This is a genomic window from Streptomyces sp. NBC_00984 (assembly GCF_045162475.1).
Lineage (GTDB): Bacteria > Actinomycetota > Actinomycetes > Streptomycetales > Streptomycetaceae > Streptomyces.
In genome coordinates this window covers 3,950,775-3,971,940 of sequence record NZ_CP108734.1, presented here as the reverse complement: position 1 = coordinate 3,971,940, position 21,166 = coordinate 3,950,775, and the positions used below count along the sequence as shown (strand labels likewise).

Here is a 21,166-nt window from a genome sequence, read left to right as displayed (position 1 = left end):
TCACGCGGCCTCGGCCGGGTTCACGCGGGCGGCTTCTCGCAGACGGTCCACTTCGGCCGTGAGCTCCTCCACCCGGCGGTGCAGTGCCTGGACGCACACCAGGGCGACGCCGAGGCCGTCGACGACGGGGATGGTGGTGTCGTCCCGGTTGAAACCGAAGGCGGCGTGCCAGTCCTGGGCCATCGGTCCGAGGTGACGCACGTCCTCGGGCTCCCAGAGATAGCGCCAGGTACTGATGGGCAGCGCGGCCACGGTGTCCAGGACCGCGTGGCCGTTGACCGCACCGACCGGGGCCACGGCCCCGGCCCCGCTCTCCCGCGCCCCGGCCGGACGAGGGTCCGGGGCGCCCTGACCGGCCGCCCGGGACCGGCGGCGGAAGATCCGCATCCTCACCGGCTCCAGTCGACCGGGACCACGTCCTGCTTGAGCCCGCGGTCGCTGCAGATGCCGCACGGGGCGTTCGGGACACCGGGAGCCTGGTCGGTGCCGACGGTGATCGCTCCGTGGGCCCCGACCGGGGCGTGGACGCCGTCGCCGACCAACGCGGCTTCGTAGCCACCCAGCAGCTCCTGGAGGGTTCCCGGACCCAGGTTCTCCGGGGCGGTGATCGCGGCCACGCCGTCGTAGTCGGTATAGGCGGCCCCCAGCGTCCGGCCGCCGACGGTGGCGAACACGACCTTCGCACCGCGGATGGGCTCCCCGGTCACCGCGTCGGACGCCATCGCCTGGATGTTCTCCAGCTGCATCTGCGTGATGTTCAGGGTGGCCTGACTGGCCGCGAGCCTGACCGGTTTCAGGCTGGAGCATTCCGCCCCGCTGCACGACGTGGCCGGCGGGGTGGCCGCGGACGCGGCGACACCGCTTCCCGCGCCCAGCGACGCCAGAGCCGCGGCCATCACCGCGACGGTCTTACGGCCTACAGAACTCATGTCCACTCCCATAGGAACCGCCCTGGCGCGAGCCCCGTACCGGCGCATGACGGAGGGACGGCCCGGGGCGCGTGCAGCACGTGACGGGTGCCGACCTCTCCGGACGGCGCGAACGACGCTATCCACGCCCATCCGGCCCAACCAGCAGACAAACGCGAGTTAGCGCTATCTGATGAACCGTCGGTAGAACAGTGACGAACACGATCAACGCGTACAAACCGACGAACGACCGGCGAAGCCCCTGTTGGGGGCATATCCGGAGCCCGAGTCCCGGGAGTCGGGTTTCGAGCTTCGGGGAGGGCTTGTTCACTCTTTCGTGGGTACGCGGTGAGGCTCGGGGCCGGGTCTTGAGCTTCGGGCTTCGGGAGCCGGGATCCGGACGTCGGGATTCGAGCGATGCCGTACAACCGGTGGGTAAATGAAGGGGGTTGGGAAAACCTCCCCCCCTCCCTGCCCCGTCACGGCCAGCAAGTATGACTAGTCGTGACCAACTTGCGGCGCGGAGTCGCGGCTGCTTACGGTGCCCAACGTAACGACCCCGACGCGGTGTTCTCAGCACCGGCCGGGGTCTGACCCCAAGACCGAAGTAGGCGATCCCGTGGCTGTCTCAAACCTTAGCCCTGCCCTGCGTGCGCCCGCATCCTCGCGCGCCCACCCGAAGGCCAGGCCCGGTTACGGAAAGCGATCCGTGCCGAAGCAACGCCAAGGCCGCGAGGGCGACTTCACGCTTCTCCCCGAACGCGAGCGGCACATCGCCGGTTACGTGGACGCGCTGCCCGAGGGTGCGGCGATGGACATCAAGTCGCTGGCCAGGAGCCAGCCGTTGTACGGACAGATGGCTGTCGGCAGCGCGCTGCGGGCCCTGGGGGTGGCTGGTCATCTGCGGCATGTGCGATGCCTGAGCGGCGAGGGCGACCAGGTCCGCTGGGTGACCCGCACCTTCTGGTCCCGGGTCGCCCATGACAACGAGTGGTGGGACGCCTTCCTGGCCGCCGAGGAGCACCACCCCGCGCCGCAGGAGGCGGCAGAGGCCGCCGGGGCGGACGTCCCGGACGAAGCGCCCGAGCCCGCGCCTGTACCCGAGCCCGCACCCGTACCGGCGCAGCCGCCCGCCATGGTGGTACCGCAGCAGCGCACCGTGGGACTTCTGGCGTCGGCGCCAAGTCATACGGTGGGGCATCCCTCTCCCGCCTTCGCCGCCCTGGCCCGCCTCGGCCGTACCGACTCCCGCCTGGCCCTCTCGGCAGCGGACTGCGCGGCACTGGAGCGGGCGGCCGCCGAGTGGTTGGCACGCGGTGTGGACGCCGACTACCTGACGCACGCCCTCACCGCCGGGCTCCCCGCGTCCGTCGACTCACCCTTCGGCTTCGTCCGCCGCCGCCTCCACGACAAACTCCCGCCCCGCCTGCCCGCCACGGCCCCGGCCGCGCCGGGAACTCCCGTACGCCGCTTGATGGTCGAGTGCACCGAGTGCGGCGCCCCGGGCAGGCCCGAGGCGTTCCGCGACGGCCTGTGCAGGCCCTGCCGCGAACCCGACCCGGCCTGACGGCATGACAACGGCCCCCGCCGGAACCGGGGACGGTTTCGGGTGTCCGGAGTCGGACCCGCGGCGAAGAAACTCGATCGGAGCCGCACTCCTAGGCGAAATTTCGAGCAATCGAAGTCCGTGGGAGTGCCACGGCGAGCAAACTGAGTCGTCCACCACGACGGAGGGCTGGAGCCATGGCACTTGAGTTTCTGGGCAGCAGCAACACCTCGCAAGGAGGCGGCTGTCCTTCCTTCTACCGTGACACCGAAACGGGTGACATCGTCGTCCAGGGAAACAAACTCGCGGACCCCGACAAGATCGCTCAGCTCCTCAAGGTGAAACCGGGCGAGGAGTTCGTCGTCGTACCGGCTGTCCTGTTCGAGTACCACGCTGCGAAGGTGACCGGTGCCTGATCTGGTCAGTGGTGAGGCGTTCCTTCGGCTCTTCAAAGACTGTGCGCACTCCGCGTTCCGCCTGGAAGTCCGTACCTCCTACGGAATCCCGGACGAGGACGAACCGTACCGGCGCTTCCTCGCGGGGGAGGATCCGGGGCTTGACTGGTTTGCCCCGTGGCTCGACCTCATGCGGGCGGAGACCGGGAAAGGGAAAAGGATCGAGCGGGTCAGGGTGATCGACGCTCCGCCGTCGGACTACCTGCGGTTCGAGCTGTGGGGAACACCCCACAATCTCGCGGCCGGTGAGGACATTCGCTACCTCGACCGTGACCGGGCCAAGGCTGCTGGACTGCCGGATTACGACTTCTGGCTGTTCGATGCCCAGGCCGTTGCCCTGCTTCGGTTCGGAGAGCACGACCGGTTCCTGGGTGTCGTGCTCTCGGATGATCCCGAGGACATCCTGCGTCACGCGCGATGGCGCGAGGCGGCATGGCACCATGCGATCACCTTCGAGACGTACCGCAAGGAGCACGTGCCTCGCCCGTGAGCGACTACCAGGCGTCCCGGACCGCACTCGGCGCGCGGCTTCGTGAGCTGCGCGTCGAGTGCGGGCTGACCGGCAAGTCGTTGGCGTCCAGGCTCGGGTGGCCGGCATCGAAGGTCAGCAAGATCGAGACGGGTAAGCAGAGCCCGACCGGCAACGACCTGCGCGCTTGGACGGACGCGCTCCATGTGCCGGAGACCATGGGCGAACTGACGGGTCGGCTGCGGTCTCTCGAAACGCACTATGCGGCGTGGCGCCGCCAGCTGGCAGCCGGAGTGCGGGCGCGTCAGGAAGCGTGGCAGGTGACGGAGAATGCGGCCGGCACGGTGTGGAATTTCGAGTCCGCCGTGATTCCCGGCCTGCTTCAAACTGCCGAGTACGCACGCCACATGTTCATCCGCACGACCGCGCTCCACCGCACGGTGCAGGACATCGACGCCGGTGTGAACGCGCGTATGCAACGGCAACAGGCTCTCTACACACCAGGCAGGATGTTCCACTTCATGGTCTGGGAACCGGCCCTGCGCATGCTCCTGTGCCCGCGTGATGTCATGGCCGGACAGCTGGACCGGCTCGCCGGGGTCTTCGGAATGTCGACCGTCCACCTGGCCGTCGTCCCGCTCGGTGCGGCACTGACCGTTGTGCCCACCCACGGTTTCTGGATCTTCGACGAGCAGCTCGTCATGGTCGAGACGATCGGTGCGGAACTGCGCCTCACGGACGCTGCCGAGACCGGCTTGTGCTGGTCTGCACGGAGCGCGAGGACGCGACCGCTGATCTGGTCATCGCGGAACTGAACCGGCGCCGGGTGCCTGTCGTCCGGTTCGACCCGGGGTGTGACTTCCCCGCACCTGCCGTGCTTGCCGCACACATCGGTGAAGGGGGTTGGGAGGGGCGGCTGACGGTCGGTGAGCGTACGGCCGATCTCTCCGCCGTACGCGCCCTGTACCACCGCCGACCGAGCCCCTGCCGGACGGACGGCGGTGTGCAGGCAGCCCGGTTCGCCGCACAGGAGAACCGGCGTGGATTGGGCGGCGTGCTGGGCGCGTTGCCGGGGTGCCTGTATCTGAGCCATCCGCAGGCCATCGCGCGGGCGGAGTACAAGCCCGCGCAGTTGGACGCGGCGACCCGGGCAGGACTCACTGTCCCGGCCACCCTGATCACCAACGACCCCGGGGACGCCGAACAGTTCTGCGCCGGACAGCCCGCCATCTACAAGCCCCTGCACGCGGGGGTGTACGGCATCGAGGGCGAGCCCGCCGGGATCTGGGCCGCCCGAGTCGAGGCGGGCGAGATCGACGGCGCGGTGAGCCACAGCGCGCACCTGTTCCAGGCGCGGGTGCCCAAGGTGGCGGACGTGCGGGCGGTCGTGGTCGGCGAGCGGGTGTTCAGCGCCCGGATCACCGCGCCGCCCGGGGTCGTGGACTGGAGATCCGAGTACCGGAACCTCACCTACGAGCCGGTCGCCTGCCCGGTGGAGACGCGTGGGGTACTGGCGCGCTTCCTCACCGAATTCGGGCTGAACTTCGGAGCCTTCGACTTCGCCGTGACCGGCGACGGCGCATGGTGGTTCCTGGAGTGCAACCCCAACGGCCAGTGGGCGTGGCTCGAAGACGCGGCCGGACTGCCGATCACCGCCGCAATCGCGGACCTGCTGGAGAACGGAGCGAGCCGCCATGACTGACCCCCTGGCCTCGAAGGACCTTCGTACCGATCTCGCGCGGCGCCTGTCGGACTCCGGCACTCTGCGCAACCCGGAATGGGCAGCGGCCGTCATGTCGGTGCCCCGCGAGGCGTTTCTCGCGCACGGCTGGTTCGAGTACGAAGGCGGCGGCTGGTACCGCCCGGCATCCGGGAACTCCACGGGAGGACTCTCGCGGATCTACCAGGACGACACCCTCGTGACACAGGTGGCCGGGGGCGTTTTCCCCGACCAGGTCGACGGGCGCATCGCCGCGGCCCCCACGTCGTCGTCCACCCTGCCGAGTCTGGTCGTGCGGATGCTCGAAGACCTGCGGGCGACCGAGGGGACGCGCGTCCTTGAGATCGGTACGGGCACGGGCTACTCGACCGCGCTGCTCTGTCATGTCGTCGGCGAGGACGACGTGACCACGGTCGAGGTCGATGCCGAGGTGTCCGCCCGCGCGGGAACGGCCCTCGTGGGGGCCGGGTACTGGCCGTTCCGCGTGGTCGGTGACGGCCTGGCGGGCTACGGGGAGGGGGGCCCGTACGACCGCGTGATCGCTACGTGCGCGGTGCGCACCGTGCCGGCCGACTGGCTCGCACAGACCCGGCCGGGCGGCGAAATCCTGGTCACGGTCGGCGGGTGGATGCACGCATCCGAACTCGTACGGCTCACCGTCGCCGACGACGGCACGGCCGACGGCCCGGTGCTCGGCGGACAGGTCTCGTTCATGCTCGCCCGGCCCCACCTTCCGCCCCCGCTGGGCATCCTGCCGAACCTCGGCGAGGGCGACGCGGTGCCCGCCGAGCTGGGCGCGGACGCGCTCGACGACTGGACGGCCCGGTTCGTCGCGCAGTTCGCCGCGCCCCGCGCGCAGCGGCTCACGCTGGAACGTGACGGCCGGACGGAACACGTCGTGGTCGACGTGGACGCCGGGGCGTGGGCGGTCCTCTTCCAGGTCGGCGGACGGTGGATGGTCCGGCAGGGCGGCCCGGTGCGTCTGTGGGACGAGATCACCGAGGGTGTCTCGCAGTGGCAGGCGGACGGATGCCTGCCCGCCGACCGCATGCGGCTGCACGTGGGCCCCGACGGGCAGCGCCTCACCTGGGCGTGACCGCGGGCTGACGGCCTCCGAGCCACGCCGCCTCAGCCGCCGCCACCCCGCCCCACCACCTCGCGCGCCAGCGCGACCAGGTTCGGCAGTGCCGGGTGCCCCGGGACATCCCGCCGGGCCAGTAGTACGGGTACGGACGGGGCGTCGGTCAGCGGACGGTAGGCGACACCGGAGTGCGGGTGCATGTCGGTGGTGGACGCGGCGGAGACGCCGACTCCGCGTCCCGCCGCGATGGCGGTCAGCCAGTCGTCGGTGTTGGCGACGGTGAGGGTCGCGGTGGGCCGTGCGTCCGGCGGCCACAGGTCGATGGTCGTCGTGCCCGAGACGGTGTTGAGGACGATGGTCTCGCCCACCAGGTCGGCGAGGCGGAGCGCCGCGTGGTCCGCGAGCGGGCCGTCCGCCGCGACCGCCGCCACCCGGTCCTCCTCGAACAGCACCTCGGTGACGAGTCCCGGCGCCTCCACCGGGCCCCGCAGCAGCGCGGCGTCGACCTCGCCGCGGGTCAGCCCGGCGGTGCGGTCGTCGATCCGCAGCAGTTCGAGCGGGGTCCGTGGATACCGTTCGTGCCAGCGGCGCAGCAGCGGTGTGGTGTACGGGCCGAACGCCGACCAGGCGTGCCCGAGCCGCAGCGGCCAGTGGTGCAGCCCGCCGGAGTCGAGCGCCTCGTCGAAGGCGGCGACCGCGGCGGCGGCCTTGTCCCGGAAGACGACGCCTTCGGGGGTGAGGGCGAGATGGTGGGTGGAGCGCTCGACGAGCCGGACGCCGAGGTGCTGCTCCAGGGCGGCGAGGGTGCGGGAGACCGCGGGCTGGGTGAGGCGGAGGCGGGCGGCGGCGCGAGTGACATTGCCCTCGTCGGCCACGGCGAGGAAGGCGCGCAGATGCCGCACTTCGATACCGCGGCCGGTGCTTTGTCCGGAACGCCCGATGCTCATGCGCCGGGAGCATAACCACAGCACGATCGACATTTCACGTGGCACGCGGAGGTACCTACCGTAAGAGGACGTACCGCACGAGTGGAGTGCAGTATGTTCAATCGAGTAGTGCATTGAATTGCACTGTCGGATTCGGGAGGAACACCGCAGGTGAACGACCAGCGCAGTGCAGCAGGGGCCCCGGCGGCCGTGGCGGCCGTAGAGCGGGCCGCGGCTGTCGCCGTACCCGAGGCCGTTCCCGCCCTGGGTGACGCGGCAGGCCCCGCACGCCCCAAGGGCCGGGGCGCGGCGCTCGCCCCGGTCGCGCTGGTGGTCGCGGGCGGCCTCTCCGTCCAGTTCGGCTCCGCCGTCGCGGTGCTGCTGATGCCGAGGGCCGGTGCGCTCGGCGTCGTCACGCTGCGCCTGGCCGTGGCCGCGCTCGTGCTGCTGGTCGTCTGCCGCCCGAAGGTGCGCGGCCACTCGCGCGCCGACTGGGGCACGGTCCTCGCCTTCGGGCTGGCCATGGGCGGCATGAACACGCTCTTCTACCAGGCCGCCGACCGCATCCCGCTGGGCGCGGCCGTCACCCTGGAGGTGCTGGGCCCGCTCGCCCTCTCGGTGTTCGCGTCCCGGCGCCTGATCAACGTGGTCTGGGCCGGGCTCGCGCTGGGCGGCGTCGTGCTGCTCAGCGGCGGCGGCCTCGACCGTCTCGATCCGGTCGGCGCCGCGTACGCCCTGGGCGCCGGTGCCATGTGGGCGACGTACATCGTCTTCAGTGCCCGCACCGGCCGCCGCTTCCCCCAGGCGGACGGCCTGGCCCTGGCCATGGTCGTCGCCGCGCTCCTCTCGCTGCCCCTCGGCATCATGGAGTCGGGCTCGAAGCTGCTGGTCCCGTCCACGGTGGGGCTGGGCGCGGCGGTGGCGCTGATGAGCTCGGTGCTTCCGTACACCCTCGAACTCATGGCGCTGCGCCGCCTGCCCGCGCCGACCTTCGCGATCCTGATGAGCCTGGAACCGGCGATCGCGGCCACGGCCGGCTTCCTCATCCTCGACCAGGCCCTGACGACCACCGACGCGCTGGCGATCGCGCTCGTCATCGGGGCGAGCATGGGCGCGGTACGCAGCCAGACCCGGCGCGCGAAACCCCGCGAACGCGCCTGACGCCCGGGGGCTGGGCCCTTGTCGGCCCGTTCCGCGCGCGGGATCATGTCTGCCCTCGCACGGGATCACGCAGGGGGACCCCATGGTCGTTGTCGCCGCCGTCTATTTCGTCGTCGCCGTGGGGGCGGCCGTGATGTCCGGAAGGGGCCTGGACCGTAACCTCCAGGGCCCCCGGCTCCGGGCAGCCTGGGCCGAGGGCCTCACGGCCGAGGCCCGGTGTACCGCCGTGCGCACCGAGGAGGTCCAGGACGCCGAGGGCGGCTTCGTCCTGAACGCCCGGCCCACCCTGGAGTTCCGCACGGCCGACGGGCGCGCCGTCAGCTTCGAGGAGCGTCAGTCGCGCCTCGTCCCGGCCGAGGGCGACTTCGTGACCGTCCACTACAGCGCCGCGAACCCGGAGGGTGCGACGACCCGGGCTCCGTCCTTCGGCATGCGCCACGCCAGGGCCGTGATCACCGCGGCGGGCTGCTTCTTCGCCCTGGTCTCGGCGGTCGTCATCGCCGTGGTCGGCTGAGCGCGGCGCTCGCCGGTTCCCTGGGGCGCTCGCCCCGCAACAGGGCCTGATGGAACGCACAACGGGGTCTGTGGAACCCGCAACGGGGTCTGTGGAACCCGCAACAGGGTCTGATGGAAGGCACCATCTGGGCGCGTGGAAAGTCGTGCGAGCGTGCTGACCCGCCCACGTCGCCCTCGCCACGGATGATCAACTATCCGTTGAACGCGGCTGCCCCCGCCAAGCTCAACGACATGTACGAAATGGATCGTTGGGTCAGCGACTCCGACGGCAAGCTCTTCGGCTGGGCCCACTGCAGCAGCCTGGAATCCGAGTCGGCCGTCAATGCCTGCGTCAAGGAGAACGGCATCGTCGACAACGTGGTCAAGTACCTGGGGTACGACCAGATGCCGTCCATGCAGTGGACCGGGGCGGGCTTCCTGCTCCTGGGTACGATCGCCCTCACCGCGTTCGCCCTGTGGTGGGCCTCCCGGCGCCCTCTTTAGGACATATCACCGCATGTGCGTATCGTTTCGGCAGTCCCACGGGAGGTGAAAGCAGTGGTCGTGTTCCGCATCGACAGACGCGGCGGAGTGGCGACGTACCTCCAGATCGTGCGACAGGTCGAACAGGCGCTGCGCATGGGCACCCTGAAGGTGGGGGACCGGCTGCCCACGGCCGCGCAGGTCGCGGCGGACACCAAGGTCAACCCGAACACGACCCTCAAGGCGTACCGCGAGCTGGAACGCGCGGGCCTCGCCGAGGTCCGGCAGGGAGCGGGGACCTTCGTCACCCGCTCCCTCGCCCCGGCGCAGACGGCCTCCGAATCCCCGTTGCGGGCGCAGCTGGCCGAGTGGCTGAACGAGGCACGCTCCCAGGGCCTCGGCGGTCAGGAGGTCCTCGCCCTCTTCGAGTCGGTCCGCGCGGCGGTGTATCCGGGCGGTACGGACGGCTGAGCCGCGATCCGCCGAGTGACTCGGTGGTCCGGCGACCCGGCGGGACGTGGCGGGCGCAGGCGGGCGGCGGAAAATAATGCAAGCATGCTTGCTTGTTTATTGCTTCGCTGCCATGCTCCTGGGCACACCGCCACGCCCCGAGGGGAGCGCACCGTGTCCGAAGTCGCAGCCGTGATCGGCGATCTGCGCGACGAGAGCGATGAACTCGACCTGCTGGTACGGGAGTTGGGCGCGGAGCAGTGGTCCGTGCCGACGCCTGCGCCCGGCTGGAGCATCGCCCATCAGATCGCCCACCTCACCTGGACCGACGAGGTCGCGCTGCTCGCCGCCACCGATGCCGACGCCTTCGCCGGGGAGGTGGCCAAGGCCATGGAGGCGCCCGAGTCCTTCGTGGACCGGGGCGCCGAGGAGATCGCCGCCGCCCTCGCCCCGGCGGCGCTGCTCGCGCGGTGGCGCGCCGGGCGGGAGCGGCTGGAGGCGGTGCTGCGGGAGGCCCCGGCGGGTACGCGCATCCCCTGGTACGGGCCGCCGATGAGCGTCGCGTCCATGGCGACCGCCCGGATCATGGAGACCTGGGCGCACGGCCAGGACATCGCCGACGCCCTCGGGGTCACCAGGACCCCCACCGCCCGGCTGCGGCACGTCGCCCGGATCGGGGTGCGGGCCCGCGACTACGCCTATCTGGTACGCGGGATCAAGGCGCCCGAGGAGGAGTTCCGGGTCGAACTCCGGGCCCCGGGCGGGGAGTTGATCGCCTTCGGAACGCCGGACGCACCGCAGCGCGTAAGCGGGCCGCTCGTCGACTTCTGCCTCCTCGTCACCCAGCGCGCCCACCGCGGCGACCTCGCCGTCCGGGCGGTCGGCCCCGACGCCGACCAGTGGCTCGACATCGCCCAGGCGTTCGCCGGACCCGCCGGACCCGGCCGCGCCCCGAAGCGGGGGAGCGGGGCGTGACGTCGACGGCGGACGCGCCCGCACCGCTGCGGATCGGCAACGCCTCCGGGTTCTACGGCGACCGCTTCGACGCGATGCGCGAAATGCTCACCGGCGGGCCGCTCGACATCCTCACCGGGGACTACCTGGCCGAGTTGACCATGCTCATCCTCGGCCGGAGCAGGCTCAAGGACCCCGCGCGCGGCTACGCCACCACCTTCCTGCGCCAGCTCGAAGAGGGCCTCGGGCTCGCCCAGGAGCGCGGGGTGCGGATCGTCGCCAACGCGGGCGGACTCAACCCGGCCGGACTGGCCGACGCGGTACGGGAGTTGGCGCGCAAGGTCGGCGTCCCCGTGCGCGTCGCCCATGTGGAGGGCGACAGCCTCCCCGTACCCGAGGGGTTCCTCACCGCCAACGCCTACCTCGGCGGCGCCGGGATCGCCGCCTGCCTCGACGCGGGCGCGGACATCGTCGTCACCGGCCGGGTCACCGATGCCGCCCTCGTCACCGGACCCGCCGCCGCCCGGTTCGGCTGGGGGCCCGACGACCTCGACGCGCTCGCCGGGGCCGTCGTCGCCGGACACGTCCTGGAGTGCGGCACCCAGGCCACCGGCGGGAACTACTCGTTCTTCCGGGGCCACGACCTGCGCCGGCCCGGCTTTCCCGTCGCCGAGATCCATGCCGACGGCTCGTCCGTCATCACCAAGCACGACGGCACCGGCGGCGTCGTCGACCTCGGCACCGTCACCGCCCAGCTGCTGTACGAGACCGGCGGCGCCCGGTACGCCGGACCGGACGTCACCGCCCGGCTCGACACCGTACGGCTGACCCAGGACGGACCCGACCGGGTCAGGATCTCCGGGGTGCGCGGCGAGGCCCCGCCGCCCACCGTCAAGGTCGGGCTGAACCGGCTCGGCGGCTGGCGCAACGAGGTCGTCTTCGTGCTCACCGGCCTCGACATCGAGGCCAAGGCGCAGCTGGTACGGGAACAGTTCGCGGACGCGCTCGCCCGCTCCGGCGCCGAACCCGGCGAGGTGCGGTGGGAGCTGTCCCGGACCGACCGGGCCGACGCCGCCGCCGAGGAGACCGCGAGCGCCCTGCTCCGGCTCGTCGTCCGCGACCGGGACCAGGAGACCGTAGGACGCGCGGTCTCCGGCGCCGCGATCGAGCTGGCGCTCGGCAGCTACCCCGGCTTCCACGTCACCGCCCCGCCCGGCAAGGGCGCGCCGTACGGGGTGTTCGAGGCGCGGTACGTACCGGCCGGCGAGGTCCCGCACATCGCCGTGCTCCCCGACGGTCGGCGACAGAGCCTGGCACCCCCCGCGACGACACGGCCGCTCCGGGACGCCGACGAACCCCCGCTGCCCGAACCCCTGCCGGACCCCGGCCCCACCCGGTCCGCCCCGCTCGGCCGGATCGCGGGCGCCCGCAGCGGCGACAAGGGCGGGGACGCCAATGTGGGCGTATGGGCCGTCGGGGACGACGCCTGGCGGTGGCTGGCCCATGAACTGACCGTCGAACGGTTCCGGGAGCTGCTGCCGGAGACCGCCGCCCTCACCGTCGTACGCCATGTCCTGCCGAACCTGCGCGCGCTGAACTTCACCGTCCACGGGCTGCTCGGCGAGGGCGTCGCCGCCCAGCACCGGTTCGACCCGCAGGCCAAGGCGGTGGGGGAGTGGCTGCGCTCCCGGCACCTGCCCGTACCCGTAGCGCTGCTGGAGACCGTCCACGCACCGGAGGCGCACGCATGAGCCTGACCGTCCACGTACGGGAGGCGTACACATGACCGCCCATACACCGGAGGCGCACGCATGACCGTCCTGCCCACCGCGCTCGACACCGCGAGCCCCGAATACGCCGCGAACCGCACGGCCATGCTCGCGAAACTCGACGAACTGGCCGGCGAGCACACCAAGGCGCAGGCGGGCGGCGGCGAGAAGTACGTGGCGCGGCACCGCTCGCGCGGCAAGCTCCTGGCCCGCGAGCGGATCGAGCTGCTGATCGACGAGGACACCCCGTTCCTGGAGCTGTCGCCGCTCGCCGCCTGGGGCAGTGAGGCCCCCGCGTACACAGTCGGCGCCTCGCTCATCACCGGGATCGGGGTGATCGAGGGCGTGGAGTGCCTGATCACCGCCAACGACCCGACCGTACGCGGCGGCGCCTCCAACCCCTGGACCCTGAAGAAGGCACTGCGGGCCAACGAGATCGCCTTCGCCAACCGGCTGCCCTGCGTCAGCCTCGTCGAGTCGGGCGGCGCCGACCTCCCTTCGCAGAAGGAGATCTTCATCCCCGGCGGGGCGCTCTTCCGCGACATCACCCGGCTGTCGGCCGCCGGGATCCCGACCGTCGCCGTCGTCTTCGGCAACTCCACCGCGGGCGGGGCGTACGTCCCCGGCATGTCCGACCACACCGTCATGATCAAGGAACGGTCCAAGGTCTTCCTCGGCGGGCCGCCCCTGGTGAAGATGGCGACCGGCGAGGAGAGCGACGACGAATCGCTCGGCGGCGCCGAGATGCACGCCCGCACCTCCGGGCTGGCCGACCACTTCGCCGTCGACGAGCTGGACGCGCTGCGCCAGGCCCGCCGGATCGTAGCCCGCCTCAACTGGCGCAAGGCACACGCCGATCCGGGCCCGGCCGAACCGCCGAAGTACGACGAGGACGAGCTGATCGGCATCGTGCCCGGCGACCTGAAGGTGCCCTTCGACCCGCGCGAGGTCATCGCCCGGCTCGTCGACGGCTCCGACTTCGACGCGTTCAAACCGCTGTACGGGACCAGCCTGGTGACCGGCTGGGCGACCCTCCACGGCTACCCCGTCGGCATCCTCGCCAATGCGCAGGGGGTGCTGTTCAGTGAGGAGTCGCAGAAGGCCGCCCAGTTCATCCAGCTCGCCAACCAGCGCGACATCCCGCTGGTCTTCCTGCACAACACCACCGGCTACATGGTCGGCAAGGAGTACGAGCAGGGCGGCATCATCAAACACGGCGCGATGATGATCAACGCGGTGTCCAACTCGAAGGTCCCGCACCTGTCCGTACTGATGGGCGCCTCGTACGGGGCCGGGCACTACGGCATGTGCGGCCGGGCCTACGATCCGCGCTTCCTCTTCGCCTGGCCCAGCAGCAAGTCCGCCGTCATGGGGCCGCAGCAGCTCGCCGGAGTGCTGTCCATCGTCGCCCGCGCCTCCGCCGCCGCGAAGGGGCAGCCCTACGACGACGAGGCCGACGCCGCACTGCGCGCCATGGTCGAGCAGCAGATCGAGTCCGAGTCGCTGCCGATGTTCCTGTCCGGGCGGCTGTACGACGACGGGGTCATCGACCCGCGCGACACCAGGACCGTCCTCGGGATGTGCCTGTCCGCGATCCACACCGCCCCGGTCGAAGGCGCCCGCGGCGGCTTCGGAATCTTCCGGATGTGAGGACGACCATGATCAGTACCCTGCTCGTCGCCAACCGGGGCGAGATCGCCTGCCGGATCTTCCGCACCTGCCGCGCGCTCGGCATCGCCACCGTCGCGGTGTACTCCGACGCGGACGCCGACGCGCTCCACGTACGGGAGGCCGACACCGCCGTACGGCTGCCCGGCGCCGCCCCGGCCGACACCTATCTCCGCGGCGACCTCGTCGTACGCGCCGCGCTCGCGGCCGGTGCCGACGCCGTCCACCCCGGCTACGGCTTCCTCTCCGAGAACGCCGGATTCGCCCGTGCCGTGCAGGACGCCGGCCTCGTCTGGGTCGGCCCGCCGGTCAAGGCCATCGAGCTGATGGCGTCCAAGACCCGCGCCAAGGAACTGATGGCCGCCGCCGGGGTGCCGCTGCTCGCCCCCGTCGACCCGGAACGGGCCACCGCCGACGACCTGCCACTGTTGCTCAAGGCGGCGGCGGGCGGCGGCGGTCGCGGGATGCGGATCGTCCGCGAACTCGCCGAACTGCCCGCCGAGTTGACGGCGGCGGCAGCCGAGGCCACGGCCGCCTTCGGGGACGGCGAGGTCTTCGCCGAGCCGTACGTGGAGCGCGGCCGGCACGTCGAGGTCCAGGTCATGGCCGATGAGCACGGCGGGGTCTGGGCGCTCGGCACCCGCGACTGCTCCCTCCAGCGACGCCACCAGAAGGTCGTCGAGGAGGCCCCCGCACCCGGTCTCGACGGCGCGCTGCGGACCCGGCTGCACGACGCCGCCGTGGCCGCCGCCCGCGCCGTCGGCTACCGGGGCGCGGGCACCGTCGAATTCCTCCTCGCCGCCGACGGGCAGCCGTACTTCCTGGAGATGAACACCCGCCTCCAGGTCGAACACCCCGTCACCGAAGCCGTCTTCGGGCTCGACCTCGTGGCCCTCCAACTCCGTATCGCCGAGGGCGAACCGCTGCCCACCACCGCACCCCCCGCACCGCACGGCCACGCCGTCGAGGCCCGCCTCTACGCCGAGGACCCCACCCGCGACTGGCAGCCGCAGACCGGCCCCCTGCACACCCTTCACGTACCCGGCGAACCCGGCATCCGCCTGGACACCGGATACACCGGCGGCGACACCATCGGCGTCCACTACGACCCCATGATCGCCAAGGTCATCGCCCACGCCCCCACCCGCACCGAAGCCGTACGCCTCCTCGCCCGCGCCCTGGAACGCGCCCGCATCCACGGCCCGGTCACCAACCGCGACCTGCTCGTACGGTCCCTGCGCCACCCCGACTTCCTCGCCGCCCGCCTCGACACCGGCTTCTACGACCGCCACCTGGACGCCCTCACCCCGGCCCCGGCCCCCGACGAAGCCGGACCGCGCCGCGCCGCCCTGGCCGCCGCACTCGCCGACGCCGCCGCCCGGCAGCACGGCCCCGGACCTGGCCCCGTCCGCCTCGGCGCCTGGCGCAACATCTCCTCGCAGCCCCGGACCAAGCGCTACCGCGCCGAACCCGACGGCACCGAACACGAGGCCGCCTACCGCACCACCCGCACCGGCCCCGTCCCCAAAACCGGCGAACGCGTCATCGCCGCCGGGCCCGATCGCGTCACCCTCGAAGCCGACGGCATCACCCGCCACTTCGACATCGCCGTCCACCGGGACAAGGCGTACGTGGACACCGCCCACGGCTCGTACACCTTCACCGCCCTGCCCCGCTTCACCGACCCCACCGACCGCACCGAACCCGGCTCTCTGCTCGCTCCCATGCCCGGCACCGTCGTCCGCGTCGCCGAAGGACTCACCCCCGGGGCCGCCGTCCGGGCCGGACAGCCGCTGATCTGGCTGGAGGCGATGAAGATGGAACACCGCATCCTCGCCCCCGCCTCCGGCACCCTCGCCGCGCTCCACGCCGCTCCCGGCCTCCAGGTGGAGGTCGGTGCCCTGCTCGCCGTCGTGCAAGACGTACAGGAGGAACCGAAGCAATGAGCACCGTCCTCGAAACCGAAGAGCACCAGGCGCTGCGCGCCGCCGTCGCCGCACTCGGAAAGCGCTACGGACGCGACTACATGACCTCCGTCGTCCGCGACGGCGCCCACCCGCGCGAACTGTGGACCGAAGCCGCCAAGCTCGGCTACCTCGGCGTGAACCTCCCCGAGGAGTACGGCGGCGGAGGCGGCGGCATGGCCGAACTCTCCATAGTCCTGGAGGAGTTGGGCGCGGCCGGCAGCCCGCTGCTCATGATGGTGGTCTCCCCGGCGATCTGCGGCACCGTCATCGCCCGCTTCGGCACCGACACCCAGAAGCGCCAGTGGCTCCCCGGCCTCGCCGACGGCAGCCTCACCATGGCCTTCGGCATCACCGAACCCGACGCCGGATCCAACTCCCACCGCATCACCACCACCGCCCGCAAGGACGGCGAGGACTGGCTGCTCACCGGCCGCAAGGTCTTCGTCTCCGGCGTCGACATCGCCGACGCCACCCTCGTCGTCGGCCGCGCCGAGGACGCCAGGTCCGGCAGGCTCAAGCCCTGTCTCTTCATCGTCCCCCGCGACGCCCCGGGCTTCGGCCGCTCGCAGATCGACATGGAACTCCAGGCCCCGGAGAAGCAGTTCGAGCTCGTCCTCGACGACGTACGCCTCCCCGCCGACGCCCTCGTCGGAGATGAGGACGCCGGACTGCTCCAGCTCTTCGCCGGGCTCAACCCCGAACGCATCATGACCGCCGCGTTCGGCATCGGCATGGGCCGCTACGCACTCGACCGCGCCGTCGAGTACGCGAAGACCCGCCAGGTCTGGAAGGACCCCATCGGCTCCCACCAGGCCATCGCCCACCCCCTCGCCCAGGCCCACATCGAACTGGAACTGGCCCGGCTGATGATGCAGAAGGCCGCCCGGCTCTACGACGACGGCGACGACATCGGCGCGGGCGAGGCCGCCAACATGGCGAAGTACGCGGCCGGCGAAGCCTGCGTCAGGGCCGTCGACCAGGCCGTCCACACCCTCGGCGGCAACGGCCTCACCCGCGAATACGGCCTCGCGTCCCTGATCACGGCGGCCCGCGTCGCCCGGATCGCCCCCGTCAGCCGGGAAATGATCCTGAACTACGTCTCCCACCAGTCCCTGGGCCTCCCCAAGTCGTACTGACACACGGCAGTCTGTCTCCCCACACCGCCGCTCCGAAGGGACCCACCGCCATGGCGCACGTGTTCCACAGCGACTACCCCGCCGTACAGACACTCGACGTGCCCATCCATGACGCGGTCCTGGGGCAGGCCACCACCTCGTACGGCGACACGGTGGCCCTGATCGACGGGACGGACGACAGCTCCGCCCTCACCTACCGGCAGCTCGACGCCTTCCACCGGAAGATCGCCGCGGCGCTCGCCGGGACCGGGGTGCACAAGGGCGATGTACTGGCCCTGCACAGCCCCAACACCATCGCCTACCCGGCGGTGTTCTTCGGCGCGACACGGGCCGGCGCCACCGTCACCACCGTCCACCCGCTGGCCACGGCGGAGGAGTTCGCCAAACAGCTCCGCGACTCCTCCGCCCGCTGGATCGTCACCGTCTCCCCGCTCCTGGACACAGCGCGCGAGGCCGCCGGACTCGTCGGCTCCATCGAGCAGATCTTCGTCTGCGACCGGGCCGAGGGACACACCTCCGTACTCGACATGCTCGCCACGACCGCCCCCGAACCCCACGTCGCCGTCGACCCCGGCGAGGACATCGCCGCCCTGCCCTACTCCTCCGGCACCACCGGAACCCCCAAGGGCGTCATGCTCACCCACCGCTCCATGGGCACCAACCTGGAGCAGCTCCGCCCCTTCATCCCCATGGGCCCCGGCGCCCGCATCCTGGCCGTCCTGCCCTTCTTCCACATCTACGGCCTCACCGCCCTGATGAACGCCCCGCTGCGCCTGGGCGCCACCGTCGTCGTGCTGCCCCGCTTCGACCTGGACCAGTTCCTCGCCGCGATCGAGAAGCACCGCATCACCGGCCTGTACGTGGCCCCGCCGATCGTCCTCGCCCTCGCCAAGCACCCCGCGGTCGACCGCTACGACCTCTCCTCCCTGGAGTACGTCGTCAGCGCCGCCGCCCCGCTCGACGCCGCGCTCGCCGCCGCCTGCTCGAAGCGGCTCGGCCTGCCGCCCGTGCGCCAGGCGTACGGCATGACGGAACTCTCCCCGGGCACCCACGTCGTCCCGCTCGCCGCCGAGAACCCGCCGCCCGGCACAGTCGGCAAGCTGCTGCCCAGCACCGAGATGCGCATCGTCCCGCTGTCCGACTCCTCGTCCGGGCAGGGCGAGATCCTCATCCGCGGCCCGCAGGTGATGAAGGGCTACCTCGGCCGCCCCGAGGCCACCGCCGAAATGATCGACGCCGACGGCTGGATGCACACCGGCGACATCGGACACGTCGACGCCGACGGCTGGCTGTTCGTCGTCGACCGGGTGAAGGAACTGATCAAGTACAAGGGCTACCAGGTCGCCCCCGCCGAACTCGAAGCTCTCCTCCTGACCCACCCGTCCATCGCCGACGCCGCCGTCATCGGCGTGACCGACGACGAGGGCAACGAGGTCCCCAAGGCATACGTCGTCCGCCAGCCCTCCGCCCCGGACCTCACGGCGGACGACGTCATGACGTACGTCGCCGAGCGCGTCGCCCCGTACAAGAAGGTCCGGCAGGCCGAGTTCATCGACGCGATACCACGCGCCACCTCGGGCAAGATCCTCCGCCGCGAACTGCGCGACCGGGAACGGAGCCACTGACCGCATGCAGGACTCAAGGGCAGCCCTGCGCGGCCCGCGACGCCGTGGCGTGCAGTCTTGTGAGACGCGCGGTCTCGTCGTCGCGGAACGCGGCCACCTCGCGGCACCGCTGGCTCATGACGAATTCGCCGAGGCTCATGCACAGATCCATGCGCTGGATGCACACCCCGACCATGAAAGGTCCGTCCGTGGCCCGGTACAGCCGGACCCCGTAATAGCCCTCCTGGCAGTCCTGGTCATTGTTGAACCGACAGCCGATGCATGTCTCGGGGAGGCGCACGGGGCGGATGCTCTTGGCGTACAGTGTGCGCCCGTCCGGGAGGACATAACGCACGCGCTGATCGGACGCCCCGGCTGTGACGATGCGGCGGACCGGTACGGCGCCGACGTGATCAACGACAGCTTGCATCGCGTTGAGTGACGCACCGCCGTCCTCCAGTGACACGAGCATGCGCACGACGACGGCGCGGCCGTGCCGCTCGATGATCCGAAGCACGCGGTCCACGTGACTGCGGTCGGGGATCACGATGTTCGCGGACACCTTTACCCCGTGCGCGGTCGCAGTCTCGATCGTGGCATCAAGGGTGGCGAGCTTGCGCTCGGCCAGTTTCGGGGAGGCGAGGCGAGGCCCCTGTACGGCGGCGAGTTCTTCGGGCGTGGTTCCGAAGACGGACAGGTTGATGCGGTCGAGGCCGGCGGCCGCGGCAGCGGGCAGTACTGCGGCTCCGGCTTCGCCGTTCGAGGTGAGTCCCACGGTGAGACCCAGACGGCGGGCAATGGTGATGGGGCCGGGCAGGTCCGGGTGAAGGGTGGGTTCTCCGCCGGTGAGGTGGACTTCTGAGGTCGGCAGTGCGCCGCGTACGGCGGCGAGCGCGAGCGCGAGGGCGAAGTCGGCGTCGGCGGCGATCCGAGTCGGCAAGAAGTCGGCGCCGTTGGTGCGCAGGTAGATGGAGACGCGCCCGGAACGGCCTGAGCTGCCGGTGAACTGATCGGCGGGACGGTGCATGTTGTCGGCCGTCACGGGCGTCCCTTCGTTGTGGCAGAAGGAACAGGAGAGGCCGCACGCATCGATGATCTTCACGCGTAAGGTCCGGTCCGGCTGCGCTTCGACCGGCAGGTTGGACAGGTTGTGCATGTTGGTCCCTCTCGGTCCGGCCGGGGCGGGAGTCCCGGCCGACGGGTGCGGGTGTCGGCCTACCCGAACCGCGGTGAGAACGCCGACTGGTTCAAGTCGAGCTACAGCAACGGAGAGGTTCAGTGCGTCGAGGTGGCACACCTTGGCGGCGCGGTCGCCGTGCGAGACAGCAAGGAGCAGGCGGGGCCGGTTCTGACCTGTGCTTCCGAGGGGTGGCAGACCTTTATCGGAAGCGTGGCCGAGGGCGCGTTGTAGGACCTGCCCGTGGCGATGCGGGCGGGGCAACTGCTCCGCGAAACGCCAACGCGCCTCCGTACAGCCGAAGACGGCCGTGCGGGGGCGTTGCTGTGAGCAGGCGGTGAACCGCCACAGGCGCAGGCAATGCTCGTGAAGTGAGGAAGCGCTCGGCCTTAGCGAAGCCCTGGCTGGCAAGAGACCGGACGCCTGACTGGGTGGGGCACGTCCCTCAAGGCCCCCCGGGTCTCAAGGCCGCTCGGGCTTGCGGGCGAGGAAGGTGGCGAAGGACCTCTCGGCCCCTTCACCGGGCTCCTCCGCCAGCCGTGCGGTGAGGACGAACCCGGCCTGCTTCAGGAGCTCGGCGAGCCGGTCGGGCGGCAGCAGGTAGGACTCGTAGGACACCGGGAGACCGCCGTACGCCTGCGTGGGACGCAGATGCTGGCCGACCCCCACGTGCCCGGCCAGCATCACATGGCCTCCGGGCACGAGGGTCCGGTGGAACTCGCCGAACACCACCGGCAGCAGCTCCGGCGGCGTGTGGTGGGTGGAGTAGTACGCGAGGACGCCTCCGAGGGCGTCGTCCGCGATCGGGAGCGAGGTCATCGAGCCGACGCCGAAGGACAGATCGGGGTGGGCGTCACGGGCCAGCTCGATCATGGCGGGCGACAGGTCCATGCCGAACGCGGGCACGCCCCGCTCGGCGAGGTGGGCCGTGACCCTTCCGGGACCACACCCCAGGTCGGCGACGGGCCCGAGACCGGCCGTTCGCACCGTCTCCGCGAAGACGTCCAGCATCCCCCGCGACAGCGGATCCAACTCCGCCGGGGACTTGACCCGTTCGAAGTAGGCGGAGGCGACAGTGTCGTAGGACTTCCGGACGGCGGCGAGGTAGGAGACGTTAGGCATGCGGACGACTGTAACGAAGCCCCGCAGCGCCTGACTTCGGGGAGCCGGCCGGGAACGTGCGGTACGGCGTCGTAC

The 21,166-nt window shown here is 71.3% G+C and carries 22 protein-coding genes; 17 read left to right on the top strand and 5 right to left on the bottom strand.

Annotated features, from left to right (window positions below):
- Together OG520_RS17420 and OG520_RS17415 are read right to left on the bottom strand one after the other, a co-directional pair.
- Window positions 1–387 (bottom strand): tail fiber domain-containing protein, encoded by a 387-nt coding sequence (locus OG520_RS17420; protein ID WP_406016505.1) that lies wholly within the window; start codon window positions 385–387, stop codon window positions 1–3.
- Between the two features lie 2 nt (window positions 388–389).
- Complete coding sequence (locus OG520_RS17415) at window positions 390–929, bottom strand: hypothetical protein (protein WP_399331362.1); 540 nt, start codon at window positions 927–929, stop codon at window positions 390–392.
- 598 nt (window positions 930–1,527) lie between these two features.
- Between OG520_RS17415 and OG520_RS17410 the strand changes: the two genes are divergently transcribed.
- The 6 genes from OG520_RS17410 (at window position 1,528) to tgmC (ending at window position 6,194) form a co-directional block, all read left to right on the top strand.
- Window positions 1,528–2,475 carry a MarR family transcriptional regulator gene (locus OG520_RS17410; protein WP_406013770.1) on the top strand — a complete coding sequence of 316 codons (948 nt, stop codon included), beginning with the start codon at window positions 1,528–1,530 and terminating at the stop codon, window positions 2,473–2,475.
- Between the two features lie 176 nt (window positions 2,476–2,651).
- The gene (locus OG520_RS17405) at window positions 2,652–2,870 is read left to right on the top strand and encodes a hypothetical protein (protein ID WP_406013769.1); all 219 of its coding nucleotides are present in this window, start codon (window positions 2,652–2,654) and stop codon (window positions 2,868–2,870) included.
- Window positions 2,863–3,399 (top strand): DUF6879 family protein, encoded by a 537-nt coding sequence (locus tag OG520_RS17400; protein WP_406013768.1) that lies wholly within the window; start codon window positions 2,863–2,865, stop codon window positions 3,397–3,399. The genes OG520_RS17405 and OG520_RS17400 overlap by 8 nt, the downstream gene beginning before the upstream one ends.
- The gene (locus OG520_RS17395; RefSeq protein ID WP_406013767.1) at window positions 3,396–4,193 is read left to right on the top strand and encodes a helix-turn-helix domain-containing protein; all 798 of its coding nucleotides are present in this window, start codon (window positions 3,396–3,398) and stop codon (window positions 4,191–4,193) included. Before OG520_RS17400 ends, OG520_RS17395 begins: the two co-directional genes overlap by 4 nt.
- On the top strand, window positions 4,136–5,080 hold the full coding sequence (tgmB, locus tag OG520_RS17390) for an ATP-grasp ribosomal peptide maturase (RefSeq protein WP_406013766.1): 945 nt from the start codon (window positions 4,136–4,138) through the stop codon (window positions 5,078–5,080). The genes OG520_RS17395 and tgmB overlap by 58 nt, the downstream gene beginning before the upstream one ends.
- The gene (gene tgmC / locus OG520_RS17385) at window positions 5,073–6,194 is read left to right on the top strand and encodes an ATP-grasp peptide maturase system methyltransferase (RefSeq protein WP_406013765.1); all 1,122 of its coding nucleotides are present in this window, start codon (window positions 5,073–5,075) and stop codon (window positions 6,192–6,194) included. The genes tgmB and tgmC overlap by 8 nt, the downstream gene beginning before the upstream one ends.
- Before the next feature lie 32 nt (window positions 6,195–6,226).
- On the opposite strand, the gene OG520_RS17380 is transcribed toward tgmC, so the two are convergent.
- Window positions 6,227–7,126: a LysR family transcriptional regulator gene (locus tag OG520_RS17380; RefSeq protein WP_406013764.1), complete on the bottom strand. Its 900-nt coding sequence runs from the start codon at window positions 7,124–7,126 to the stop codon at window positions 6,227–6,229.
- 150 nt (window positions 7,127–7,276) lie between these two features.
- Here OG520_RS17380 and OG520_RS17375 point away from each other — a divergent pair, with 150 nt between their 5' ends.
- The 10 genes from OG520_RS17375 to OG520_RS17330 all read left to right on the top strand — a co-directional run bounded on the left by OG520_RS17375 (window position 7,277) and on the right by OG520_RS17330 (window position 18,813).
- A complete protein-coding gene (locus OG520_RS17375; protein WP_399331378.1) occupies window positions 7,277–8,266 on the top strand; it encodes an EamA family transporter in 990 nt (329 codons plus the stop codon).
- An 82-nt stretch (window positions 8,267–8,348) separates the two neighbouring features.
- Window positions 8,349–8,780, top strand: coding sequence for a DUF3592 domain-containing protein (locus tag OG520_RS17370; RefSeq protein ID WP_406013763.1), 432 nt, complete (start codon window positions 8,349–8,351; stop codon window positions 8,778–8,780).
- 200 nt (window positions 8,781–8,980) lie between these two features.
- The gene (locus OG520_RS17365; RefSeq protein ID WP_406013762.1) at window positions 8,981–9,265 is read left to right on the top strand and encodes a hypothetical protein; all 285 of its coding nucleotides are present in this window, start codon (window positions 8,981–8,983) and stop codon (window positions 9,263–9,265) included.
- Between the two features lie 45 nt (window positions 9,266–9,310).
- Window positions 9,311–9,715, top strand: a complete 405-nt coding sequence (locus OG520_RS17360; protein ID WP_406013761.1) for a GntR family transcriptional regulator — start codon at window positions 9,311–9,313, stop codon at window positions 9,713–9,715.
- Between the two features lie 153 nt (window positions 9,716–9,868).
- Window positions 9,869–10,669 carry a TIGR03084 family metal-binding protein gene (locus OG520_RS17355; protein WP_406013760.1) on the top strand — a complete coding sequence of 267 codons (801 nt, stop codon included), beginning with the start codon at window positions 9,869–9,871 and terminating at the stop codon, window positions 10,667–10,669.
- Window positions 10,666–12,399: an acyclic terpene utilization AtuA family protein gene (locus OG520_RS17350; RefSeq protein WP_406013759.1), complete on the top strand. Its 1,734-nt coding sequence runs from the start codon at window positions 10,666–10,668 to the stop codon at window positions 12,397–12,399. The genes OG520_RS17355 and OG520_RS17350 overlap by 4 nt, the downstream gene beginning before the upstream one ends.
- A gap of 60 nt (window positions 12,400–12,459) precedes the next feature.
- Window positions 12,460–14,067, top strand: coding sequence for an acyl-CoA carboxylase subunit beta (locus OG520_RS17345; protein WP_406013758.1), 1,608 nt, complete (start codon window positions 12,460–12,462; stop codon window positions 14,065–14,067).
- 8 nt (window positions 14,068–14,075) lie between these two features.
- On the top strand, window positions 14,076–16,031 hold the full coding sequence (locus tag OG520_RS17340) for an acetyl/propionyl/methylcrotonyl-CoA carboxylase subunit alpha (RefSeq protein WP_406013757.1): 1,956 nt from the start codon (window positions 14,076–14,078) through the stop codon (window positions 16,029–16,031).
- On the top strand, window positions 16,028–17,188 hold the full coding sequence (locus OG520_RS17335) for an acyl-CoA dehydrogenase family protein (protein ID WP_406013756.1): 1,161 nt from the start codon (window positions 16,028–16,030) through the stop codon (window positions 17,186–17,188). Before OG520_RS17340 ends, OG520_RS17335 begins: the two co-directional genes overlap by 4 nt.
- Before the next feature lie 50 nt (window positions 17,189–17,238).
- Window positions 17,239–18,813 carry an AMP-binding protein gene (locus OG520_RS17330; RefSeq protein WP_406013755.1) on the top strand — a complete coding sequence of 525 codons (1,575 nt, stop codon included), beginning with the start codon at window positions 17,239–17,241 and terminating at the stop codon, window positions 18,811–18,813.
- 13 nt (window positions 18,814–18,826) lie between these two features.
- Here OG520_RS17330 and OG520_RS17325 read toward each other — a convergent pair whose 3' ends face one another.
- A complete protein-coding gene (locus tag OG520_RS17325; protein WP_406013754.1) occupies window positions 18,827–19,948 on the bottom strand; it encodes a radical SAM protein in 1,122 nt (373 codons plus the stop codon).
- Here OG520_RS17325 and OG520_RS17320 point away from each other — a divergent pair.
- Entirely contained in the window at window positions 19,943–20,203 is a 261-nt protein-coding gene (locus OG520_RS17320) for a DUF397 domain-containing protein (RefSeq protein WP_406013753.1), read from the top strand. The genes OG520_RS17325 and OG520_RS17320 overlap by 6 nt on opposite strands.
- 228 nt (window positions 20,204–20,431) lie before the next feature.
- Here the strand turns inward: OG520_RS17320 and OG520_RS17315 are convergent, their stop codons facing one another.
- A complete protein-coding gene (locus OG520_RS17315) occupies window positions 20,432–21,091 on the bottom strand; it encodes a class I SAM-dependent methyltransferase (RefSeq protein ID WP_406013752.1) in 660 nt (219 codons plus the stop codon).
- Window positions 21,092–21,166 lie beyond the last annotated feature (75 nt).

Excerpts from the sequence above, each read along its gene's own strand:
- OG520_RS17420 (WP_406016505.1), bottom strand. The coding sequence starts at position 387 with ATGCGGATCTTCCGCCGCCGGTCCCGGGCGGCCGGTCAGGGCGCCCCG.
- OG520_RS17415 (WP_399331362.1), bottom strand. The coding sequence starts at position 929 with ATGAGTTCTGTAGGCCGTAAGACCGTCGCGGTGATGGCCGCGGCTCTG.
- OG520_RS17405 (WP_406013769.1), top strand. The coding sequence starts at position 2,652 with ATGGCACTTGAGTTTCTGGGCAGCAGCAACACCTCGCAAGGAGGCGGC.
- tgmC (WP_406013765.1), top strand. The coding sequence starts at position 5,073 with ATGACTGACCCCCTGGCCTCGAAGGACCTTCGTACCGATCTCGCGCGG.
- OG520_RS17380 (WP_406013764.1), bottom strand. The coding sequence starts at position 7,126 with ATGAGCATCGGGCGTTCCGGACAAAGCACCGGCCGCGGTATCGAAGTG.
- OG520_RS17370 (WP_406013763.1), top strand. The coding sequence starts at position 8,349 with ATGGTCGTTGTCGCCGCCGTCTATTTCGTCGTCGCCGTGGGGGCGGCC.
- OG520_RS17345 (WP_406013758.1), top strand. The coding sequence starts at position 12,460 with ATGACCGTCCTGCCCACCGCGCTCGACACCGCGAGCCCCGAATACGCC.
- OG520_RS17340 (WP_406013757.1), top strand. The coding sequence starts at position 14,076 with ATGATCAGTACCCTGCTCGTCGCCAACCGGGGCGAGATCGCCTGCCGG.
- OG520_RS17335 (WP_406013756.1), top strand. The coding sequence starts at position 16,028 with ATGAGCACCGTCCTCGAAACCGAAGAGCACCAGGCGCTGCGCGCCGCC.
- OG520_RS17330 (WP_406013755.1), top strand. The coding sequence starts at position 17,239 with ATGGCGCACGTGTTCCACAGCGACTACCCCGCCGTACAGACACTCGAC.
- OG520_RS17325 (WP_406013754.1), bottom strand. The coding sequence starts at position 19,948 with ATGCACAACCTGTCCAACCTGCCGGTCGAAGCGCAGCCGGACCGGACC.
- OG520_RS17315 (WP_406013752.1), bottom strand. The coding sequence starts at position 21,091 with ATGCCTAACGTCTCCTACCTCGCCGCCGTCCGGAAGTCCTACGACACT.